The following is a 23,710-nucleotide window of genomic DNA, read 5'->3' on the forward strand; positions in this document are numbered from 1 at the left end:
AAACATGCTATTCAGAAATCTCATAATATTATTTTTTTGCTTTTTTAATTTAATAAGTGGCTACTCTAATAATGATTTAGATAATATTATTTTTCCTAAAGCTGAAATTCTTAATGCATATACCGCGAGAATACCTTTTAAACTCGTAGATCATCTTATTGTAATAGAAGCTGAATTGTTAGGCAAAAAAGGCGATTTTATTATTGACACAGGTTCTGAAGCGCTAATATTAAACAAGATTCACTTTCCTTTTAAGTACGAATACCGAGAAACCCCAAAACAAACAAGTGGCGTTGTAAATACTTTAGACAACACATTAGAAAAGCAACTCAAAGAGTTTGTAATAAGCAATTTAAACCTTAAAAATAAAATATCTGATGTTATAGACCTATCTCATATAGAGAAAACTAAAAGAATGCATTTACTAGGTGTTATCGGTTTTGATATTTTAAAAGACTATGAAGTTTTTATTGATATGTATCTTAACCAAATTACACTAACAAAGGTTGATAGATTTGGCAATAAATTAGATAAAAAGGTTTATTTAGAAAAAATCACAGACAGCATCAGTTTTAATTTAGTAAATCACACCATAGTCCTTAACGGATTTGTAAATGATAAACCTCTGAAATTTGCTTTAGACACTGCAGCAGAGTTTAATCAGATAAATAAAAATGTAAGTAAAAAAGTACTAAAAAACTTCAGACCCAATAAACGGTTAGAACTTATTGGAGCTGGAAATAAAAAAATAGAAGTTTTGGCAGGGAAATTGCATTTAGTAAAACTTAATGATACTATTTATTTTGGTCCTATGAATACCATCTTAACAAACTTAAGCAAAATGAGTGAAGCTTTTGGCTTAAATTTAGACGGTGTTTTAGGTTATGAATTTTTCAGACAAAAAAGAACCATTATCAATTATCAAAAAGAAAAGCTTTACTTTGTAAATAACCCAATTACAAAACAGTGAATTTTAAACTAGTATACGCACTCATTTTTTTACTTTTTACCCAATTTTCAATCTCACAAAACAACGATGTTTTAGGTTATAAAATTGAAGGAGATGATGTTGTATTTACCTTTGATATAAGAGATTATAAAAAATTCACTAACGAACACACCCAAGAACAACTTGATTTTAATGACTTTGACATAGAAAATGTTGTAGTATCTGGTGATTTTAATCTCTGGTCTCGTGATCAATGGAAAATGACCAAAATAAACGAGAATATCTATCAATTAAGAAAAAATATTAGCGATTTTACGGATGAATTTTCATGGGAATTTAAGTTTGTAATCAATAACAAATATTGGGCTGAACCAAGTAAAAAGGCTACAAACCTAACACCTGCAGTAGATGAAAATGGTAGAAACTTATATGTATATAACTTAAAGCTTTTTGCTGTAACACCTAATAAGGATGGAAACATCTGTTTTAAACTACACGGCTACGAAAACGCTAAAAAGGTAATACTTACAGGATCATTTAATAAGTGGGATGAAAACCTATTTAGAATGTCAAAAACTAAAGACGGTTGGGAACTAACACTAGACTTAAAACCTGGAGAATATGAGTATAAATTTATTGTTGACGGACATTGGATTTACGATACTAACAACCCTTCTAAAAGAAAAAATGAATACGACGGATATAATTCTGTAATTAATATAAAAGTCCCTATCACATTTAATTTAAACGGATTTAGCGCTGCAAAGAATGTCATTCTAGCAGGGTCATTTAATGATTGGAATGAATCAGACATAAAAATGGCTAAAACTGAAAGCGGCTGGAAAACAACCATACTCCTTTCAGGAGGAAAACACCACTATAAATACATTATTGATGGCGAATGGATAGTTGATCCAAAAAACCCAATCAAGGAGTACGACAATCACGGCAATATAAATTCTGTAAAAATGGTAAAGTAACTACCCTATTACTTCTAGTTTCGCAAACCTCAACAATAGTTTTTTAACGCCACCATTTTCAAAATTTATTTCAGCCTTTACATCAGCTCCTGCACCTTCTATCTTTAAAACTTCACCTTTTCCGAAACGTATATGCGCTACAATATTTCCAACGGTAAGTTTACCATCAAATAGGTTTGCAGGATTTCCTGTTGTTTTAGAAACCGGCTTTAATTTAGGAGGCGGAACAAATTTTGGAGGCTGCTTTTTCTCCATTTTTTTCCTTAAAGGCTTTTTGAATCGTATTGTATTAGGACTTGGCTCTACATCTCCAAATATATCAGCACTTAGCATTGGATTTTGACGCGGGTCATTAACCGGTGTTAATACTTCTAAATACTCATCGTCTATTTCTTCAATAAAGCGACTAGGTTCTGCATCAATTAGTTTTCCCCAACGATATCTTGAAAGTGTATATGTTAAATAAGCTTGCTTCTCTGCTCTAGTTAAGGCCACATAAAATAAACGGCGCTCTTCTTCTAACTCACTGCGAGTATTCATACTCATGGCACTTGGAAACAAATCTTCTTCCATACCTACAATATATACATAAGGAAACTCTAATCCTTTTGCCAAGTGAATCGTCATTAAAGCAACACGATCATCATCACCTTTATCATTATCTAAATCTGTTGCTAAAGCTACATCTTCAAGAAACTCTGCTAAAGAACCTGTGGTATCTGCCAATTCTTTTTGTTCTTCAACAAAGTCTTTCATACCATTTAAAAGCTCTTCAATATTCTCCATTCTAGCAACACCTTCAGGCGTTGCATCTTTGTTAAACTCACGTATTAAGCCACTGGTTTTGGTAACATGTTCAGCTAGTTCAAAAGCATTTGCTGTTTGGTTCATTACCTGAAAACTTTCAATCATTGTTGCAAAATCTTGAAGTTTTCCTTTAGTTCCAGAGTTAATCTTAATATCTACTTTATCAAGATTTTGAATTACTTCAAAAATAGAACGGTTATAACCATTTGCAGCGACTACTAACCTATCAATAGTTGTTTGCCCAATTCCTCTTGCAGGGAAGTTAATAACCCGTTTTAAGGCTTCTTCATCAGATGGGTTTATAACCAATCGTAAATAAGATAGAACATCTTTTATTTCTTTACGTTGATAAAACGATAATCCTCCATAAATACGATATTCGATACCACGTTTACGAAGCGCATCTTCCATTGCACGAGATTGTGCGTTGGTACGATATAAAATAGCAAAATCACTATTTTTAAGTTGCTGGTTCATTTTGTTTTCAAAAATAGAACTCGCCACATAACGACCTTCGTCTCCATCGGTCATTAATCGGTTAACTTTTATTTTTGGTCCATCATCATTTGCTGTCCAAACTACTTTTTCTAGCTTGGTTTGGTTTTTATCTATAATTGAATTTGCAGCATTTACAATGTTTTTAGTAGAACGGTAGTTTTGTTCTAGTCTAAAAAGCTTCACATCATCATAATCTTTTTGAAAATTTAATATGTTATTGATGTTTGCTCCACGAAAGGCATAAATACTTTGTGCATCATCACCTACAACACATATATTCTGAAATCTATCAGATAATGCACGTACTATAAGATATTGTGAATGGTTTGTATCCTGATACTCATCTACTAAAATATATCTAAATCTATCTTGGTATTTTGCTAACACATCAGGAAATCGTGTTAAAAGCTCATTGGTTTTAAGCAATAAATCATCAAAATCCATGGCGCCAGCTTTAAAACAACGCTCTACATAGTTTTTATAAATATCTCCCATTCTTGGGCGTCTAGCTGCTTTATCTGCTTCTATAAGCTCGGGATTATTAAAATAAGCCTTGACTGTTATCAAGCTGTTTTTATACGATGAAATTCTAGAACGAATTTGCTTGTATTTATAAACGTCTTTATCAAGATTCATTTCTTTAATGATAGAGGCTATTAATCTATCAGAATCTTGTGCGTCATAAATGGTAAAGTTACTTGGGTAACCAAGTCTGTCAGCTTCTATTCTTAAAATTTTTGCAAAAACCGAGTGAAATGTTCCCATCCAAAGGTTTTTGGCTTCACTAGCTCCTACAATTTGAGCAATACGCTCTTTCATTTCTCGAGCGGCTTTGTTTGTAAAGGTTAGTGACAATATATTAAATGGGTCAATTCCTTGACTCATAAGGTATGCTATTCTATAGGTTAGCACACGCGTTTTTCCAGAACCGGCTCCTGCTATCACAATCATAGGGCCATCTTTTTGTATTGTTGGCGCTAATTGTGCTTCATTTAACTGACTTAAATACTTCTCCAATTTTCAATTTCATTTTAAGGTGTGAAAATAACTATTGTATTACTTTTTACCACTGCGATTTATTAATAATTATAAACAATTTAGATCGTAAAAATTATTATTGTTCTTTTACACCATTGGTCATTGCATCAAGCAAGCCTGCTCGTACGTTGAGCCATAAAAAATTAAAAACTGATTTTGTTTTATCACGCTCTACATTCTCCTTGTAACCTAACCTAAATTGATTGGTTGCATCATCACTATTTTTAGACACAAAAATGTTTAAAACGTCTGATAAGAGTTTGTTTTTTCGCTTACCATCTTTGCGAAGCGCTATGATATCAAAGTTCTTGTATTTTGTTTTTAAATCTACTCTAGATGTGTGTTTATTTCCTCTTACAGTAAATAATGTTTTTAACATATCTCCTTGAAAACGCACTTTTAAATTAGGTTCTGAAAACACGTTAATAGCATTTGCCGATAGATTATCTATTGCTGCGTTGAATGTAAATGCATCACTTGCATCATTAACATCAAAAACCCAATTTGCTTTCATTGGCGCATTTTTCATGAACATAGATGTAACATCTATTTGTGTTTTCTTTGTTGTATCATAAGTATTCCCAACGTTTTTTAATGTGGCGTTAAAATCTGAAAAAGATATTTTACCTCCGTGGTTTTCAACTTTAGTACGTTCGTAATATTCAATACTTGCATTATTTACAAAAACTTCTTTCAACATTAAATTAAAATTCAAATCGCGTAGCATCTCGCTATAAAGAGGTTTTATTGTAAGATCATCTTCTACTAATTTATCTCTGTAAATACTAACTTTAGGTATTTCAAAATTTGTTGTTTGTGCTTTAAAATAAAATGTTGAGCCTTGATGAAAACCAAAATCATAATCATCAATATTTATAGCCTCAAACTTGATATCAAAATGGTCTCTTTCTTTATCTAATAACTCTGAAAATTGCTGTTTAGGATACTTTGTATAAAGCTTTAAGCCTTGAAACGTGATTTTTTTATCATATAGTTTTGATGATTCTATTTCTAGATCATCAAACTGATTCAACTGATAAAAAAGCGTATCAAATGATAGTTGATGACTCTTAAAAGTTATAGGCATTTTATTCTGTAATGTCTTTTCTGAAAGATTAATTTGCTCTAACTGCAATGCAACATTATCTACTTTAAACAAAAGCGAGTCTGTCTCAACCTCAAACACTTGTGCGTTTCCTTGTTTTATAGAAAAGTGCTCAACGTCAACATCTAAATCAAATGTGCTTGATTTAGCCATACTAGACGCTTTAAAGTCTGCTTGATCATTGTATTTATAAATTACTTTGGGATGTTTTACAAAAACATTGTCTATAGAAATTTTATCATTAAAAAAATAATCCCAATAGCTTACATCTTCTATCAACAAAGTATCTACTGAAAGTTGTAAGTACGTTATATCTGTATTTTCTCCTTTTTTTACCACAGAAGCGTTTGTAAGTGTTATTTCACCTTTACGCGTACTCACTAATAAACCTTTATAATCAACCTGGACTGTTTTTGGCAAACTATTTTTAAGGTAATTTTCTAATTTTGAATTCAGTATACAATCACATACAACAAAAAAAAGAATCACAATAGCTACACAAGCTAACACAACTATTAAAAAGCGTTTTGTAGATTTTTTCATATTATAAAGATATAGTTTTAGAACAGTTTATTTTTAAATATCTTTATCACAAATTAATATTTATGGAATCTATTCTTGATTTTTTAAGCCAAATCTCTTGGTGGATGTGGGTATTAATCGCATTAGCCCTTGTTGCTTTTAGAGATGTTTTTTTACAAAAAAAACACACCATAAGTCACAACTTCCCTATTATAGGGCATTTCAGGTACATGCTAGAAAGAATTGGCCCAGAATTAAGACAATATTTAGTAGCCAATAACCGAGAAGAACTCCCTTTTAACAGAATTGAAAGAGGCTGGATTTACGCATCTGCAAAACACGAAAATAACTACGAAGGTTTTGGTACTGATAGAGATATTTATGCGCATCAGCATATTTTTATAAACAATGCCATGATGCCTTACAAGCTAGAAAACGAACATCCTAATGCCATTGACAAAACATTTTTACCTTGCGCCAAAGTTATAGGAGCTTATAATAAACGTAAAAAACCTTTTAGACCTGCTTCGGTAATTAATGTATCTGCAATGAGTTTTGGCTCTCTTTCTGCAAAAGCTGTTGAATCACTTAACAAAGGTGTACATTTAGCTGGCGCATACCATAACACAGGCGAAGGTGGTTTATCGCCTTACCACTGTAATGGCGGTGATGTTATATTTCATTTTGGAACTGGCTATTTTGGTGTTAGAGATAAAAACGGAAATTTCTCATTAGAAAAACTAATTAAGCTTGTTGAAGACAATCCGCATGTAAAAGCCATTGAAATAAAACTTTCTCAAGGTGCTAAACCAGGAAAAGGTGGTGTATTACCAGGTTCAAAAATCACTGAAGAAATTGCAAAAATTCGCCATGTTGAGATTGGCAAAGACGTACTTTCTCCTCCTAACCATTCGGCTTTTAGCAACGTTCCTGAAATGGTTGATTTTATAGAACAAATAGCTGACGCCACAGGACTACCAGTTGGTATTAAAGCTGCTATTGGAAAACTTGAACAATGGAATGAATTGGCAGACATAATGAAAGCAACAGGTAAAGGCCCTGATTTTATTACCGTAGATGGCGGCGAAGGTGGTACCGGCGCAGCGCCTCCTAGTTTTGCTGATCATGTTTCTCTGCCTTGGGTATATGGTTTTAGTGATCTCTACCGGATGTTTAAAGAAAAAGGACTTACAGAGCGTATTGTATTTATAGGTAGCGGAAAATTAGGCTTTCCTGCAAAAGCCGCTATGGCATTTGCAATGGGTGTAGATTGTATAAATGTTGCACGAGAAGCCATGATGAGTATTGGCTGTATTCAAGCGCAAATATGTCACACTAACAGATGCCCTAGTGGTGTTGCTACACAAAGCAAATGGTTGCAAAGCGGTATTGACACTTCTTTAAAATCTGTTAGACTTGCGCAATATTTTAAAACCTTTAGAAAAGAACTTATTGAAATAACACACGCAGCAGGATATGAACATCCCTGCCAATTTAAAATGAGTGATGTTGATGTTAATGTAGATGACCACAATTTATCTAAAGAACTAGACAGAACTTATATGTACAATAAAACCCCAGTTCCATTTAAAAGTATGCAAGATTTAAAAGATTGTATATATTTGGGTGGAAAATCTAACAACTAACAAAACAAAATGGAGATAGAAAAATTATTTGAAGTCGTTTTATATGCTGTACCAGCTTTAATTACAGGCTTAATTGCTTTTTACTTTTTTAAAGAACACACAAAAAATGAAGATGGTCGCAGACGTTTTTTACTTCATAAAGACATCCAAGTAAACACTTTACCTATTAGATTACAAGCTTATGAACGCATGTCTTTATTTCTTGAGAGAATTACGCCATCAAAATTACTTATAAGAGTTTCTCCTAATTCATCTAACAAAGAAGATTACGAGTCTTTACTTATAGCCAGCATTGAACAAGAATTTGAACACAACTTATCACAGCAAATATATTTAAGCGATGAGTGTTGGAATATTATCACTGCTGCAAAAAATGCAACTATTCAATTAATTAGAAAAGCTAGCCTTTTAGAAAAAACTGACACAGCAAATAAGCTACGCGAGGTGGTTCTTACTGAAATGATGGAAAAACGCGCTCCTAGTGATGCAGCCTTATCTTTCATTAAGAAAGAAGTAAGCGAAATGTGGTAAACTTTTTAAGTTTTATTGTGTCGCTCTTTAGCATAATCATATCCTAACTGCCACCATTTAGTCATAAGTTTCTTACTGAAAATCAATGAGTTTTCAGTAAGATCTGTTGGTGTGTAATATAAGTTAAGCTTTACTCCTTTATTTTTAGCAGCCAGTTTACCTATAATTATATCGTTTCGTTCTACTTGATTTAGCAAGTGCCCAAATAAGTTTATCATAAGTGAAAAAGGATTTTTTCCTAACACTTTCATTCTATCCATTTGTTCTGCTTCTAGAACCACAGCATCAATTTCTGTTGCACCTCTTTGTATAGCCTCTCTTATAGGTATAACACAACCTAATCCGCCATCAGCATACTCATAACCATCTACTTTTGCAATAGACATAAATGGAATATAATTACATGAAATCCAAATCCAGTTACAAAACTCTTCGTATGTGCAGTCATTTATTGATTTATACTCTACTGTGTTTTTTGACAAGTTAGAAACAGTCACCACAACATCTTCTTTAGTAGCTTTTATTTTTAAGTACTCTTCTTTTGTAAAATTCTTTTTTATGTTTCTACGTAAAGCTTTGCTCTCCCCAAAGGTTCGTTTCATTCTAATGAATTGCCATAAAGAATTCAAAAAATCAATAGAAACATATTCTCTACCTCCTTTTTCACGCTGAATAAAAGGACTTACACTAAAAATATCATGCTGTTGAACATTTGTAAAAATATCATACAACTTATCTATATCATTAACAGCTAAATGAGGTATTAATAAACTCCCTGTAGATGTTCCTAAAAACATATCATAATGCTTTCCTTCTTCTCGCATAAGATATTGTGCAACACCACCTGCATAGGCGCCTTTACTTCCGCCTCCAGATATTACTAATGCTCTCATTTATTGTTTTTTATTTTTGAGTTGTTCTAATTTATCTTTTGCAAACTTTACTAATCGCCAATTATGATGCTTCGTAGCTTGTTTTAGATTATCTATACTAACATCATTATACAACGCCATCGCATCTATATATTGAAACGCATTAAGACGCACTTCAAAATTATATTTTTCAGAAGTATAACCTACCAACTCTCTGTAAAATTCGTTGTTTAGTTCTGCTTTATAATCTGTTGTTGACAAGGCTAAAACTAACCAAAGCAATCTGATGTTTTTATCTTTAAAACCAATTAAATCACTTGTTTTATTTAGATACAAGGCTCTATCTTGAGGAAAATTTAACCATAAATGATACAAAGCTGCTTCAACTGTTGCGTAAGATGCGTCATCTAAAAGCGTTTCATACATTGGTTTTAAACCTACTGGAATTTGAGTAACATTTGTGGCAATTGCCTGACGCACTTTTAAAGAACTATTAAAAAGCTTTTCAGGTATTCTATTAGGAATTTGAGAGATAATTTTTGACTTTGCTTCATCTGATATTGTTGCTTCTAAATAATAATCACAACGCGCATTAGCCAACTCACAATCTACCATTTCATATTCTTGTATAAAAGTAGATTGTAATAATAACTCATGAGCTTTCTCTTGAGGAAAAACATCACTCACAATCCAAGTGTCTACAAAACTATCTAATTTTAAACCACTTGTCTTTTCTACTTCTGATATAAAATCAGAGGTTTCAACATTCTTAAACTTGTGTTTTTCTAAATAGGCTTGTAAAGCCTCTTTAAAAGGCTCATCTCCTACGTTTTCCCTCAAGGCATGTAAAACCCAACAACCACGTTTATAAAAAGTTAAGCTGCTTGATTTAGGGTTTAGCAATGATGTTCCTTGATTAAGTCTTTCTTGATTTATCAACTCATGGTAATACTCATACAAACGCCAATAATAATAGTTGTCTCCAAAAACATCACGCTCAGCAAGTAACGCATAGTAGGTAGCAAAACCTTCTTGTAACCAATGATGTTCTCCGCTTTTTGCAGTAACCAAATCACCAAACCATTGATGCGCTAACTCATGTGCATTAACGTTTACGTAGTTTTTGTCTATAAATGCAATAGAATCTATCACATATGTATCTGCAAAAATTGTTGTTCCTGTGTTTTCCATCCCTGCATATAAAAAATCATGTACAGGAATCTGTTTATAGTTTTGCCAAGGATAAGAAACACCAATTTCTGACTCTAAAAAATCAAACATTTGTTTTGAGTATCTGTAAGTAGGTTCTACAACATTAGAGTCTTTTGGATAATAATACATCTCTAAAGGTATGTTGCTTTCAGATATTTCAACTTTTTTATCATATTCACCAATAACCAATGCAACCAAATAGCTTGACATAGGCTGCTTCATATCATAGTGCCATGTATAATTATCAGAATGATCTAGACGCTCCACATCAACCAGTTTACCATTAGCTATAACCTGGTAATCACTTTGAAACGTAATAGATAAATCAAATTCTATTTTATCATTAGTATCATCAATACTAGGCAACCAATTGCTTGTATATTTTCCTTGTCCTTGTGTCCAAATTTGGTTTGGCGCTTCATTATCCCAACCCACAAAGTACAATGCCTTTTGTGGTATAGCCTCATAACTAAACGTAAGCGAATAGTCAATCCCTTCTTTAAAATCATCTATCAACCAAAGCTTATTACCGTCATTTTCATACTTAATCTTTCTATCATTAACTTGCACATTGGTAAAAGTCATTTTTTTTGCATCAAGAAATATTGAGTCTATAGGAGCAAGAACTTTAAACTGATAAGTTACATTTCCAAAAACTTTCTTTTCTTGAACATTAAACGATATTTCCGGTTTGGCTTGTAAAAAATCCACATAACCGGCTTGTTGTGAGTAACATATAGTACTCAATAAAAACAGAAGGAAATAAAATATTTGTTTCATAAGCTTTTTTACAACAACGATTAGACCAAAATACGGAATTTTTAAGGTTTTATCTTTCAAGTATAAGGTTTATATTCGTTGTCATGATTACCAATTTACAAACTCCTATTGATTATTTAAAAGGCGTTGGCCCTAATCGTGCCGATTTACTTCGGAAAGAGCTTGGTATTCATACATATCAAGATTTACTAAACCTTTTCCCTAACAGATATTTAGACAGAACACGCTATTATAAAATAAATGAACTGCAAAGAAATAGCTCTGAAGTTCAAATTATAGGTAAAATTACAAGCGTTAAAGAAGTAGCTCAAAAGCGCGGAAAACGATTGGTTGCTAAATTTCAGGACGATACTGGAAGCATGGAGTTGGTATGGTTTAGAAGTCAGAAATGGATAAGAGATAATCTAAAACCCAACAGACCTTATGTTATTTTTGGTAAAATAAATTGGTTTAATGGCGCTTTTAGCATGCCGCATCCAGAGATGGAATTGCTAGAAGAACACAAAAAAAGTTTGCGTTCTGCTATGCAACCTATTTATCCATCAACTGAAAAACTAAACAACAAAGGCATCACAAATAGGGTGATAAATACCATCATGCAACAACTGTTTATTGAGAGTAAAGGACGCTTCATAGAAACGCTTTCAAAACCCTTACTTTCTGAACTGAAATTACCCTCAAAAAGTGAAGCACTTTTAAACATACATTTTCCAAAAAATCAAGACCTTTTAGCACGCGCTCAATACCGTTTAAAATTTGAAGAATTATTCTACATTCAACTACAATTAATTCTCAAAAATCTTATTCATAAATCAAAAATAAAAGGGTTTCCTTTTAACTCTGTAGGAACATATTTTAACACCTTTTTTAAAACACATTTACCCTTTGAATTAACCAATGCTCAAAAGCGTGTTTTAAAAGAAATCCGTGCCGATTTAGGTAGCAACGCACAAATGAACAGACTTTTACAAGGAGATGTTGGCTCTGGAAAAACCATAGTCGCGTTCATGTCAATGCTCATGGCACTTGACAACGGTTTTCAAGCATGTTTAATGGCGCCAACTGAAATTTTGTCAGTCCAACACTACAATGGATTATCAGAGCTATGTAAAAACCTAAATATCAGCATAAAAATACTAACAGGTTCAAGTAATACTTCAGAAAGAAAAGAAATTCACGAATCTCTAGAAAATGGCTCTTTACAGATTTTAATTGGCACTCATGCCCTTCTTGAAGATAAAGTAAAATTCAAAAATTTAGGCCTTGCAATTATTGACGAACAACACAGATTTGGTGTTGAGCAGCGAAGCAAATTATGGAAAAAAAACACAACGCCTCCACATATTTTAGTCATGACTGCAACACCAATTCCAAGAACATTAGCCATGTCTGTTTATGGTGATTTAGACATATCAATTATTGATGAATTACCACCCGGAAGACAAGCCATAAAAACAGTACATCGTTATGACAAAAATAGACTAAAAGTTTTTGGATTTATTCGTGATGAAATTGACAAAGGCAGACAGGTTTATATCGTGTATCCGTTGATTCAAGAAAGTGAAAAAATGGACTACAAAGATTTAATGGATGGTTACGAAAGTATCGCTAGAGATTTCCCTGCTCCAAAATACCAAATATCTATTGTGCACGGTAAGATGAAACCGGCCGATAAAGATTATGAAATGCAACGTTTTGTTAATGGCGAAACCCAAATTATGGTTGCCACAACAGTTATTGAAGTTGGTGTCAATGTACCAAACGCCTCTGTTATGGTTATTGAAAGTGCTGAACGTTTTGGCTTATCACAATTACATCAATTACGTGGTCGTGTAGGTCGTGGCGCCGAGCAGAGTTATTGTATTTTAATGACCGGACATAAATTAAGTAACGATAGTAAAATCAGGCTAGAAACCATGACAAAAACTAGTGATGGCTTTGAAATAGCCGAAGTAGATTTGAGACTTCGCGGCCCTGGAGATATTATGGGAACCCAACAAAGTGGCGTTTTAAACTTAAGAATAGCAAATATTGTAAAAGATAAAGACATTTTACAAGCAGCCAGATATCATGCAAAAAAAATACTAAATGCTGATCCAACACTTACTCACGAAAACAATCAGCCTATTTTATACACTTACAAACAAATGAGTAAGTACAAGAATATCTGGAATTACATTAGCTAAAGAAGTATTTAACTCCTATCTACACAAAAAAGTAAAGAATACATCATAAAAACAAGGACTTGAGTTTCCGTTAACTTATAAGGTTTATTATCTTTGCAATCCTAAACAGCAAATGATAGATGAAGATTTCATACAATTGGTTAAAACAATTTATAAACACAGATTGGTCAACAGAACAAACTAGTGAATTATTAACAGATTTAGGCCTAGAAGTAGAAGGCATAGAAACATATCAATCAGTAAAAGGCGGATTAGAAGGTATTGTAGTAGGAGAAGTATTAACCTGCATACAACACCCTAATGCAGATCGTCTTAAAATTACCACAGTAAATATTGGCGAAGAAACACCATTACAAATTGTTTGTGGCGCTCCTAATGTTGCTGCCGGACAAAAAGTTCCTGTAGCTACAATTGGTACAACGCTTTACACTTCTGAAGGTGAATCATGGGTTATTAAAAAAGGAAAAATTCGCGGCGAAGAAAGTCACGGAATGATTTGTGCCGAAGATGAATTAGGACTAGGCGCTTCTCATGATGGTATTATGGTTTTAGATGCAGATATTGCTGTAGGAACTTTAGCTTCAGATGTTTTTAAAGTAGAAAACGATGCTGTTTTTGAAATAGGATTAACACCAAACCGCGCTGATGCCATGAGTCATTATGGTACAGCAAGAGACTTAAAAGCTGGGTTACTTCAAAAAGATATTCATTCAGAACTAATAACGCCATCTGTTAGTGCATTTCATGTAGATAACAGAACGCTGCGTGTAGAAGTAGATATTGAAAATAAAGAACTAGCACCTCGCTATTGTGGTGTTACCATTTCTGGATTAAAGGTAAATGAATCTCCTGCTTGGTTACAACACCGCTTAAAAGCTATTGGCCTCTCTCCTATTAACAACATAGTAGATGCCACAAATTATGTGCTTCATGAATTGGGACAACCTCTTCATGCGTTTGACGCTAATAAAATTTCAGGAAATAAAATTGTTGTAAAAACGGTTGCCGCCGGAACAAAATTCACAACTCTAGATGAAGTTGAACGCGAACTTCACGAAGATGATTTAATGATTTGTGATGCTGAAAAGCCACTTTGTATTGCTGGTGTTTTTGGCGGATTAGATTCTGGAGTTACAGAAAATACAACAAGTATCTTTTTAGAAAGTGCTTACTTTAATCCTGTAAGCATTAGAAAAACAGCCAAACGACACGCACTTAACACGGATGCATCTTTTAGATTTGAACGTGGTATAGACCCAAATATTACAGAATATGCTTTAAAGCGTGCAGCATTGCTTATTCAAGAAATTGCTGGTGGAGAAATAACAAGCGATATTGTTGATTTTTATCCAAATAAAATTGAAGATTTTCAAGTACGTTTAAGTTTTGATAATGCTAAAAAATTGATTGGTGAAGAGATTCCTAGAGATATTATAAAGCGCATTTTAATGTCATTAGATATTAAAATAAACAACGTAACAGAAACAGGACTTGGGTTGACTGTTCCTTCATACAGAAACGACGTGCAGCGAGAAGCTGATGTTATTGAGGAAATATTACGCGTTTACGGTTACAACAACATAAAAACCACAGAAAAGCTTAACGCATCTATTTCTAACAGCTCTCGATTTGAAGATTACAAACTTCAAAATGTTATTGGGAATCAATTAGCTGGTCAAGGGTTTTTCGAGATTCTTTCAAACTCACTTACAACACCTAAATATGCTGCTTTAAGTAGTCAGCTAAAAGAGGAACACAACATTACAATGCTTAACCCTTTAAGTAACGACTTAAGTGTTATGCGTCAAAGCTTGCTTTTTTCTGGATTAGAAGCAGTAAGCTATAATATTAACAGAAAGCGAGAAACTCTAAAATTATTTGAATTTGGAAAAACCTATCATGGTTACAATGAAAAACGCGAGGAGTTTAAACATTTAGCTGTTTTTGTTACTGGCAACAAAAACTCTGAACGCTGGAATTCTCCTTCTCAAAAAAGTGATTTTTTCTATTTAAAAGGAACAATTACCTCTATTTTAGAACGTTTAGGAATATCTCGTTTCAAAGTAGCTCCTATTAAAAATGATGTATTTAGCGAAGGTATTTCTCTAAATTTAGGAAAAAATACCCTTGTAGAGTTTGGACTTATAAAGAAATCAGTATTAAAACATTTTGGCATTTCACAACAAGTGCTTTTTGCTGATTTTAATTGGGATAATGTATTAAACATGGCCAAACATAATAAAATTACGTTTACAGAATTACCTAAACACCCAGAAGTTAGACGTGATTTCGCTTTGTTACTTGACAACAATGTTTCTTTTGAACAAATAGACACTATTGCTAGACAAACAGAAAAGCAGTTATTAAAAGACGTTGATTTATTTGATGTTTACCAAGGTGATAATTTACCTCAAGGTAAAAAGAGCTACGCTGTAAGTTTTATTTTACAAGACGATAACAAAACACTAACAGACAAGCAAATTGATAAAATTATGAATAAACTTCAAGCCAACTTTGAAAAACAGCTTGGAGCAGAGTTACGCTAACCAAATATTATGAAGCACTTATTTTATTTATCTCTATGCTTATTTACATTTTCTGTATACGGGCAAACTAACGACTCTTTTCAAAAACAAAAAGATTCAACAAGCGTTTGGAAATTATTAAAATATGATGCCGGAGCCACGGTAAGAAGTGTAACTCATGCTTACACAAGTCCGTTGCAGTGGGATAAAAAAGACTTTAAAAACCTTTCAGTTACCGCTATAAGCCTTTTTTCATTATCGCTAGCAGATGAGGAAATGAATAGGTTTTTTCAAAAAGAGAATAATAGATATCCTCAATTCGCTAAAGATTTTGGCTTTAGATTAGGTAAACCTCAAGTGTTTTTTGCTTTAAATGCTGGTATTTACGGTTATGGATTATTAACAAAAAATGAAGCTTTTAGAAGAACAAGTGTTCTTATTATTTCATCTGCAATAACAGCAGGCTCAATTCAAGCTATAAGTAAAACAGCTTTTGGTAGAGCACGACCTAGTTCTGGTCTTGGTTATGATCATTTTAACCCGTTTTCTAAAGAAGCTTTTGAGCATTCTTTTCCTTCCGGACACACCATTTTATCTGTTACAATGGCTCACGCCATTGCGAAGCAGTTTGACAACATATGGCTTAAGCTAGGTATTTACAGTGTTGGATCTATCACTCCTATTACACGCTTAATTTCAGGAGCGCATTGGCTTACTGATGTAACCGTAGGAACTGTGTTAAGTATTGTTGTTGTAGATTACATTGACAAATTTTTATCAAAAAAAGAAAACTATGGTTACAAGAAAAACAAAACCATAAGCTGGAATGTTTCTCTTTCTCCTAACAAAATAGGTCTGATAGGCACTTTTTAAAAATAAAAAAACCTGCTTAAAAGCAGGTTTTTAAAATTCAATAAGTTTAAAATATATATATTATAATACTTTAACGTTTACTGCATTCATACCTTTTCTACCTTCCTGTAAATCGAATTCTACTTCATCACCTTCACGTATCTCGTCGATTAATCCAGAAATGTGAACAAAATGTTCTTTGTTTGTGTCTTCTTCAATGATGAATCCAAAACCTTTAGAATCATTGAAAAATTTTACTGTTCCTTTACTCATTGTAATAGTTTAAATTATTTAATGAAACAAATATAATCATATAATATTACCACAAGGTTATTTTAAGGTTTTATTTTCAAATAACTCCTTTTTAATCAAATTAATAAATTAATGTACTCCTTTTACAAGATATAATACCAAAAGTATTTTGTATATTTAAGTATATAAAATTTATATTATGGATTCTAATTATAAAAAAATATACGCAGGTAGTTTTATTATTATTCAACTAATTGTCTCTAAACTGAAAGCTATAGGCATAAACCCTATTGTTAAAGACGAAGCTGAATCTGGTAGACTTGCTGGTTTTGGTACATCAACACCTAATTTTCAAGAGGTTTATGTAAATAGCGAAGAAATTGAAGCCGCTATTCCTGTTGTAGAAAGTGTTACTTCAGAATTGCATTCTTAAAATAAAAAAAGCCTCTTTTAAAAGAGGCTTTTTTTTATTGTGCATACATTTTATCACGTAGTTCTTTTATTTTTGGATCTTGCATATACTCATCAAAAGTAGTATAACGATCTATTACACCATTTGGAGTTAACTCCACGACTCTATTTGCTACTGTTTGAGCAAACTCATGATCATGCGTTGTAAATAAAATTGTCCCTTTAAAGTTTTTAAGAGAATTGTTAAACGCAGTAATACTCTCAAGATCTAAATGGTTTGTTGGTTCATCAAGCATTAATACATTAGCACGCATCATCATCATACGACTTAACATACAACGTACTTTCTCTCCTCCGGATAATACATTTGACTTTTTTAAAGCTTCTTCTCCACTAAAAATCATTTTTCCTAAAAATCCGCGAATATAAACTTCTTCTCTCTCTTCTTCGGTTGTAGCCCATTGTCTCAACCAATCTACAAGCGATAAATCGTTTTGAAAATACTCACTATTGTCTAGAGGTAAATATGATTGTGATGTTGTTACACCCCATGAAAATTTACCAGCATCAGCTTTTTCTTTATCATTTATAATTTGATAAAATGCTGTAGTTGCTCTAGAATCTTTAGAATAAACAACCACTTTATCTCCTTTAGCTAGATTTAAATCTATATTTTGAAAAAGTAAGTCACCATCTAAAGACGCAGCAAGTCCTTCTACATTTAATATTTGATCTCCTGCTTCTCTATCACGGTCAAATATGATAGCTGGGTATCGTCTACTTGATGGTTTAATTTCAGAAACGTTAAGCTTATCAATCATTTTTTTTCTTGATGTAGCTTGTTTAGATTTAGCTACATTGGCAGAGAAACGACGAATAAATTCTTCTAGTTCTTTTTTCTTTTCTTCAGCTTTTTTGTTTTGTTGTGCGCGTTGTTTTGCTGCTAATTGAGAGGACTCATACCAGAATGTATAGTTTCCTGAAAAATGGTTTATTTTACCAAAATCTATATCAGAAATATGCGTACAAACGGCATCTAAAAAGTGACGGTCGTGAGACACAACTATAACGCAGTTATCATAATTTGCTAAAAAGTTTTCTAACCAAGTAATTGTTTCATAATCTAAATCGTTGGTAGGCTCATCCATGATTAACACATCTGGGTTACCAAAAAGTGCTTGGGCTAATAAAACACGTACTTTTTGTTTGCCATCTAAATCTTTCATTAAAGTATAATGAAAGTCTTCAGTAATTCCCAAGTTTGATAACATGGCCGCAGCATCGCTATCAGCATTCCAACCGTTCATTTCTTCAAACTGCACTTGAAGCTCTCCTATTTTTTCAGCATTTTCATCAGTATAGTCGGCATATAGTGCATCTATCTCTGTTTTTATTTTAAACAGAGGCTTGTTTCCCATAAGAACGGTTTCTAAAACGGTATGTTCATCATACAAATTATGATCCTGCTCAAGAACAGACATACGTTTTCCTGATTCAAGATTTACATGACCTGAAGTTGGATCTTGTTTTCCTGAAAGTATTTTTAAAAATGTAGACTTCCCAGCTCCGTTGGCTCCAATAATACCGTAACAGTTTCCTTGATTAAAGGTTGTGTTTACTTCATCAAAAAGAATACGTTTACCAAATTGAACAGAAAGATTTGAAACTGATAACATATTTATTGTTTTAAATTTTTGCAAAAGTATAAAAAAGTGCCCATAACAAGAAAGAAAAAGCTTTTTATAACTTTAACAGCTAATTAACAAGAGATAATGTTTTCAACTTATACTTTTGTAAAGAATGTGCTTAAATAAAATCTAAACGTTGAGATTTATAAAACCTTTTTATACTATAGCCTTATGTGCTATAACGCTGTATAGTTGTAAAAAAGATACTGATAAAAATTCAGGTGATACTGTTTTTTTTGGTGGAGAAGTTATTAATCCATTAAGTGATTTTGTTATTCTTTACAATCCAAATCAAGCAATAGACACTATTCCATTAAACGACAACAACAGATTTGAACTAACGATTCCCGAGCCAGAACAAGGACTATATACTTTTAAGCTTCAAGCCTCTGATGGTATGGAGTATCAAACTGTACTTTTAGAATCTCAAGACAGTGTTTTGTGTAGAATAAACACCATGGAGTTTGATGAGTCTTTAGTATTTACAGGTACTGGTGCAAAAAAGAACAATTACTTGATTAATCTATTTCTTGAAAATGAAAAAGAAGATAAAACTGTTTTAGGCTTTAGCCAGTTGCCTGCTGCTGAGTTTGAGAAAAAAATAGATTCTATCAGATCTAAAAAACAGAAAACACTTGATAGTTTTAGCTCTAAAAACACTACTTCAGAGCTATTTAATGATTTAGTAAAAACAAATATTGACTATAACTATTATTTAAGCAAAGAAGTGTATCCGTTTGTAAACTATACAAGCACAGAGAGAAACATCATACAAACACTACCTAAAAACTTTTATAAATTCCGTAGCAAGGTTGATTACAACAAAAACAATCTAGTAAATTTTGCGCCTTACTACTCGTTTTTGGTACATCATTTAGAAAACATAGCTTTAACAGAACATTTTAAAACCTCAACGGATAGTACTTTTAACAAAAAATCTCTTGATTATAATCTTATAAAACTGGAATTAATTGACAGTTTAATTAGTAACGACTCTATAAAAAACTCTTTATTAATACGTGCTGCTGTAGGTTTTATTAGTAACAATAAAGATGTAGCAGATTATGATGCGCTTTTAGAATCTTTTACTGAAAAAAGTTCTAACCCAAACCATAAAGAGTACGTTAGCAATATCATCAATTCTCTTAAAAACTTAAAGCCTGGTAATAAATTACCTAATTTAACTCTTGTTGATATTAATAATATAGAAGTTTCGTTAAATAAGGTTATTAAGAAACCAACTGTTTTATATTTTTGGTCTTCTTCTCACAAAACTCACATAAATAGCCATGCAAAAGCTAGAGAGTTGAAAATAAAGTATCCAGAAATTAACTTTATTGCAATTAATACAGATAAATCAAATGAATCTGTTTGGAAAAACATTGTAAAACAATATCATTACGCAACTACAAACGAGTTTATTTTTAAACATCCTAAAGAAGCAAAACATCGTTTAGCTATTTACCCAATAAACAAAGTAATGATAATAAATAAGAATGGTAACATTGTAAATGCTCATACAAATATGTTTTCGATACATTTTGAAGAGCAACTTTTAAGTTTGTTAAACCAATAAAAAAAACCTGCTAAATGCAGGTTTTTTTGTTTTATATTTTAATTAATTTCCTTTTTTAAAGTCTTCTAAAAACTTCGCCAAGCCTATATCTGTTAATGGGTGTTTTAATAACCCTTCAATTGAACTTAGAGGTCCTGTCATAACATCGGCTCCTATTTTAGCACAATCAATAACGTGCATTGTATGACGTACAGATGCTGCTAATATTTCGGTTTCAAATCCGTAGTTATCATAAATATGACGAATTTCTGAAATAAGATTTAATCCATCTGTTGAAATATCATCTAAACGTCCAATAAATGGCGATACATAAGTTGCTCCAGCTTTTGCAGCTAATAAAGCTTGTCCGGCTGAAAACACTAGAGTTACGTTCGTTTTTATTCCTTTATCAGAAAAATACTTACAGGCTTTTACACCATCTTTTATCATAGGTAACTTAACAACAATTTGCTTGTGAAGTTCAGCTAAAGCTTCTCCTTCTCTTACCATACCTTCAAAATCGGTAGAAATAACTTCGGCACTAACATCACCATCAACAATATTACAAATATCTACATAGTGTTTCATTATATTGTCATGACCTGTTATTCCTTCTTTAGCCATTAACGAAGGATTGGTAGTTACACCATCAAGAATACCCATGTCTTGAGCTTCTTTAATTTGGTTTAAATTGGCAGTGTCAATAAAAAATTTCATTGCTTGTTTATTAATTTATTAGTTGTGTATATTTTTTGCGAAATTACAATTTATAATGATTCATGAGCATCTTCTCATAAACTTTATCTGGTAAAATACGCTTAAGCACAATAGAAAACTTTTGAAGAAACTCACCTACTTTATAATGTGCTTTAGGTTTTTTTGTATTTATAATTTTGTAAACGGCTTTTGCCATAAGCAACGGATCTTTGCCCGAATCTACATGAGAATCCATTAACTTCATGGTATTTCCATATGGTATTTTATATGGAGAATCGTCTAAAACTGGCGCATGATATCGTCCTGAAGCAATATTTGTAGCAAAATCTCCAGGTGCCACATTGGTCATATCTATGTTAAAGCCTTTAATTTCCATTCTAAAAGCCTCTGTCACTAACTCTAAAGCGCCTTTGCTAGCACTATAAATACCTCTATACGGAAGCCCCATATAACCAGCAATAGATGTAACATTAATAATTAACCCGCTATTTTGTTTACGCATTTGCGGCAATACTGCTTTTATAACATTTATTGGACCGAAAAAATTTGTTTCAAAATTTCGTTTTATTTCAGCATCTGGAATTTCTTCAATAGCTCCAGTAATACCTGCACCGGCATTATTAATAAGTATATCTAAATGGCCTGCGGTATCTATAACTGTTTTTACGGCATTTTGTATTGACAAAAAATCAGCAACATCAAGTGCTACTAATTTGAATTTACTGTTTTTATATTTATCAGGATTTCTACTAGTTCCAAAAACCGTATACCCTTTTTCGGTTAAAAATTCACCTATAGATTTACCTATTCCTGAAGAACCGCCAGTTATCAATACAACTTTAGACATAAATGTTTTGTTTGAGTTTCAAAAATACAATAATAAAGGAAAGTTTTGGGTACAAAAAAAGGCAAGCTACCTACATCACACCGCTACGACCGCGTACCTTTGCTGCGTTCCCGCCCTGGAGGATTCAGCAGGAGCTGGTTGTGTAGGACTTGCCGGCTGCAAAGATACAATCTTTTTAAATTTATCACAATGATTTTTTAAACTGAATTTTAATAAATATCTTGCTTAAAAATTAAAACACGACAATGAAACCACTTAAGTATCTTACTATCATATTTTTAAATGTTTTAATCGTTTCTTGCGGAAGTAGTGCTTCGCAGAAAAAAAATAGCTTAACCATAAAAACTAACGCAAATGGTAAGGCAATTTCTGTAAATAACACGCTAGAGCTAGACATTACAAATCCTAAAAACTATGAATTAGGAACTGCCAGATACTCTATTGACGGAAAAAGTATATCAAACAAAGTAGACTTAAAAGATTTTAAACTAGGAGCGCATGCTGTAAGTGCTACACTTACTATTGATGGTGAAGAACAAACAATAGTAGATACCATTACTATTTTAAATAATACAACACCAAAAATATATTCTTATAAAATTATTAACGAGTACCCACATGATATCACATCTTACACACAAGGGTTAGAGTTTTACAATGGTGAGCTATATGAAAGTACCGGACAATACAATGAGTCTAAATTACGTAAGATAGATTATAAAACAGGTGAAATTCTTAAAAACAAAAATCTTCCAAACGAATATTTTGGCGAAGGCTTAACTATTTTAAATGACAAGGTGTATCAACTTACTTGGCGAAGCGGAACTGGCTTTGTTTATGATGTGAATACTTTTGAAAAAACTGGAAGTTTTAAATTTGGAGAAAGCAAAGAAGGTTGGGGAATCTGCAATGATAAAAAAACACTTTATAAGAGTGATGGTACTGAAAAAATTTGGACATTAAACCCAGAAACACTTATAGAAGAAGATTATATTCAAGCATACCACAATAAAGGAAAAGTTGTTGAACTAAACGAGCTTGAATGGGTAAATGGCAAAATATACGCCAACCGTTACCAAAAAAATGGTGTTGCTATTATTAACCCTAAAAATGGCGCTGTTGAAGGCGTTATTGACTTTTCTCCTTTACACAAACTCGTTACGCAACACCCTAAACTAGATGTTCTAAACGGTATTGCTTACAATCCAGAAACAAACACTTTATTTGTTACAGGAAAACGTTGGGATAAATTATTTGAAGTAGAGATTATTACTAATTAATAATAAACAAGCTACTAGCTTAATGCAAATATTCGAGACCACAATTACTGTTACAAAACAAGATCTTGACGAGCTAAACCATGTAAACAACGTACGCTATGTACAATGGGTGCAAGACATTGCTAAAACACACTGGGAAACCCAAACACCTAGCAAAATTCTTGATGCCTATTTTTGGGTAATGATTAATCATTTTATAACGTATAAAAGCGAAGCTTTACTCAACGATATTATTACCCTAAAAACGTATATTACCAAATCCGAAGGCATCAAATCAACGCGTGTTGTTGAAATCATCAATCAAAAAAGTAATAAGCTTCTTGCTAAATCTGAAACAACATGGTGTTTTATGAACCGTAAAACAATGCGACCTACAAGAATAACCGAAGACGTTATAAATTTATTTAATTAATAATGAGTTGATATACTAAATCATCTCACTAAAAGTTATATTTTT

At 32.4% G+C, this 23,710-nt stretch carries 19 protein-coding genes and 1 other RNA gene; 11 read left to right on the forward strand and 9 right to left on the reverse strand.

Going from position 1 to position 23,710, the window contains the following annotated elements:
• Nucleotides 1–4: 4 nt before the first annotated feature.
• Together ABD690_RS11925 and ABD690_RS11930 are read left to right on the forward strand one after the other, a co-directional pair.
• Nucleotides 5–970, forward strand: coding sequence for a hypothetical protein (locus tag ABD690_RS11925; protein ID WP_344730811.1), 966 nt, complete (start codon nucleotides 5–7; stop codon nucleotides 968–970).
• Complete coding sequence (locus ABD690_RS11930) at nucleotides 967–1,929, forward strand: glycogen-binding domain-containing protein (protein ID WP_344730812.1); 963 nt, start codon at nucleotides 967–969, stop codon at nucleotides 1,927–1,929. Before ABD690_RS11925 ends, ABD690_RS11930 begins: the two co-directional genes overlap by 4 nt.
• Here ABD690_RS11930 and ABD690_RS11935 read toward each other — a convergent pair whose 3' ends face one another.
• Nucleotides 1,930–4,251 (reverse strand): ATP-dependent helicase, encoded by a 2,322-nt coding sequence (locus tag ABD690_RS11935; protein WP_344730813.1) that lies wholly within the window; start codon nucleotides 4,249–4,251, stop codon nucleotides 1,930–1,932.
• Nucleotides 4,252–4,348: 97 nt separating this feature from the next.
• Nucleotides 4,349–5,920, reverse strand: coding sequence for a hypothetical protein (locus ABD690_RS11940; RefSeq protein WP_344730814.1), 1,572 nt, complete (start codon nucleotides 5,918–5,920; stop codon nucleotides 4,349–4,351).
• Nucleotides 5,921–5,982: 62 nt separating this feature from the next.
• Between ABD690_RS11940 and ABD690_RS11945 the strand changes: the two genes are divergently transcribed.
• Together ABD690_RS11945 and ABD690_RS11950 are read left to right on the forward strand one after the other, a co-directional pair.
• A complete protein-coding gene (locus tag ABD690_RS11945; RefSeq protein ID WP_344730815.1) occupies nucleotides 5,983–7,545 on the forward strand; it encodes an FMN-binding glutamate synthase family protein in 1,563 nt (520 codons plus the stop codon).
• Between the two features lie 9 nt (nucleotides 7,546–7,554).
• Nucleotides 7,555–8,076: a DUF7935 family protein gene (locus ABD690_RS11950; protein WP_344730816.1), complete on the forward strand. Its 522-nt coding sequence runs from the start codon at nucleotides 7,555–7,557 to the stop codon at nucleotides 8,074–8,076.
• A 5-nt stretch (nucleotides 8,077–8,081) separates the two neighbouring features.
• On the opposite strand, the gene ABD690_RS11955 is transcribed toward ABD690_RS11950, so the two are convergent.
• Both ABD690_RS11955 and ABD690_RS11960 read right to left on the reverse strand, forming a co-directional pair.
• Nucleotides 8,082–8,969: a patatin-like phospholipase family protein gene (locus ABD690_RS11955; RefSeq protein WP_344730817.1), complete on the reverse strand. Its 888-nt coding sequence runs from the start codon at nucleotides 8,967–8,969 to the stop codon at nucleotides 8,082–8,084.
• A complete protein-coding gene (locus ABD690_RS11960; protein WP_344730818.1) occupies nucleotides 8,970–10,940 on the reverse strand; it encodes a M1 family metallopeptidase in 1,971 nt (656 codons plus the stop codon).
• Between the two features lie 83 nt (nucleotides 10,941–11,023).
• Here ABD690_RS11960 and recG point away from each other — a divergent pair, with 83 nt between their 5' ends.
• The 3 genes from recG to ABD690_RS11975 all read left to right on the forward strand — a co-directional run bounded on the left by recG (nucleotide 11,024) and on the right by ABD690_RS11975 (nucleotide 16,524).
• Nucleotides 11,024–13,126 (forward strand): ATP-dependent DNA helicase RecG, encoded by a 2,103-nt coding sequence (recG, locus tag ABD690_RS11965; protein WP_344730819.1) that lies wholly within the window; start codon nucleotides 11,024–11,026, stop codon nucleotides 13,124–13,126.
• 119 nt (nucleotides 13,127–13,245) lie between these two features.
• Nucleotides 13,246–15,672, forward strand: coding sequence for a phenylalanine--tRNA ligase subunit beta (gene pheT, locus ABD690_RS11970; RefSeq protein WP_344730820.1), 2,427 nt, complete (start codon nucleotides 13,246–13,248; stop codon nucleotides 15,670–15,672).
• A gap of 9 nt (nucleotides 15,673–15,681) precedes the next feature.
• Complete coding sequence (locus tag ABD690_RS11975) at nucleotides 15,682–16,524, forward strand: phosphatase PAP2 family protein (RefSeq protein ID WP_344730821.1); 843 nt, start codon at nucleotides 15,682–15,684, stop codon at nucleotides 16,522–16,524.
• A 60-nt stretch (nucleotides 16,525–16,584) separates the two neighbouring features.
• Here ABD690_RS11975 and ABD690_RS11980 read toward each other — a convergent pair whose 3' ends face one another.
• Nucleotides 16,585–16,776: a cold-shock protein gene (locus tag ABD690_RS11980; RefSeq protein ID WP_344730822.1), complete on the reverse strand. Its 192-nt coding sequence runs from the start codon at nucleotides 16,774–16,776 to the stop codon at nucleotides 16,585–16,587.
• Nucleotides 16,777–16,954: 178 nt separating this feature from the next.
• On the opposite strand from ABD690_RS11980, the gene ABD690_RS11985 reads away from it, so the two are divergent.
• Nucleotides 16,955–17,188, forward strand: a complete 234-nt coding sequence (locus ABD690_RS11985) for a DUF2007 domain-containing protein (protein ID WP_344730824.1) — start codon at nucleotides 16,955–16,957, stop codon at nucleotides 17,186–17,188.
• Between the two features lie 34 nt (nucleotides 17,189–17,222).
• Here the strand turns inward: ABD690_RS11985 and ABD690_RS11990 are convergent, their stop codons facing one another.
• Nucleotides 17,223–18,842: an ABC-F family ATP-binding cassette domain-containing protein gene (locus ABD690_RS11990; RefSeq protein WP_344730825.1), complete on the reverse strand. Its 1,620-nt coding sequence runs from the start codon at nucleotides 18,840–18,842 to the stop codon at nucleotides 17,223–17,225.
• A gap of 148 nt (nucleotides 18,843–18,990) precedes the next feature.
• Here ABD690_RS11990 and ABD690_RS11995 point away from each other — a divergent pair, with 148 nt between their 5' ends.
• Nucleotides 18,991–20,430 carry a TlpA family protein disulfide reductase gene (locus tag ABD690_RS11995; protein ID WP_344730826.1) on the forward strand — a complete coding sequence of 480 codons (1,440 nt, stop codon included), beginning with the start codon at nucleotides 18,991–18,993 and terminating at the stop codon, nucleotides 20,428–20,430.
• A 42-nt stretch (nucleotides 20,431–20,472) separates the two neighbouring features.
• Here ABD690_RS11995 and fsa read toward each other — a convergent pair whose 3' ends face one another.
• From fsa to ffs, 3 genes are all read right to left on the reverse strand, one after another.
• Nucleotides 20,473–21,126 carry a fructose-6-phosphate aldolase gene (fsa, locus tag ABD690_RS12000; protein WP_344730827.1) on the reverse strand — a complete coding sequence of 218 codons (654 nt, stop codon included), beginning with the start codon at nucleotides 21,124–21,126 and terminating at the stop codon, nucleotides 20,473–20,475.
• A 43-nt stretch (nucleotides 21,127–21,169) separates the two neighbouring features.
• Nucleotides 21,170–21,973, reverse strand: a complete 804-nt coding sequence (locus tag ABD690_RS12005) for an SDR family oxidoreductase (protein WP_344730828.1) — start codon at nucleotides 21,971–21,973, stop codon at nucleotides 21,170–21,172.
• Between the two features lie 56 nt (nucleotides 21,974–22,029).
• Nucleotides 22,030–22,128: signal recognition particle sRNA small type (gene ffs / locus ABD690_RS12010), an RNA gene on the reverse strand.
• A 90-nt stretch (nucleotides 22,129–22,218) separates the two neighbouring features.
• On the opposite strand from ffs, the gene ABD690_RS12015 reads away from it, so the two are divergent.
• Together ABD690_RS12015 and ABD690_RS12020 are read left to right on the forward strand one after the other, a co-directional pair.
• Entirely contained in the window at nucleotides 22,219–23,253 is a 1,035-nt protein-coding gene (locus ABD690_RS12015) for a glutaminyl-peptide cyclotransferase (RefSeq protein WP_344730829.1), read from the forward strand.
• A 22-nt stretch (nucleotides 23,254–23,275) separates the two neighbouring features.
• A complete protein-coding gene (locus tag ABD690_RS12020) occupies nucleotides 23,276–23,665 on the forward strand; it encodes an acyl-CoA thioesterase (RefSeq protein WP_344730830.1) in 390 nt (129 codons plus the stop codon).
• Nucleotides 23,666–23,710 lie beyond the last annotated feature (45 nt).

The organism is Corallibacter vietnamensis (genome assembly GCF_039537875.1).
Taxonomy (GTDB): Bacteria; Bacteroidota; Bacteroidia; order Flavobacteriales; family Flavobacteriaceae; genus Corallibacter; species Corallibacter vietnamensis.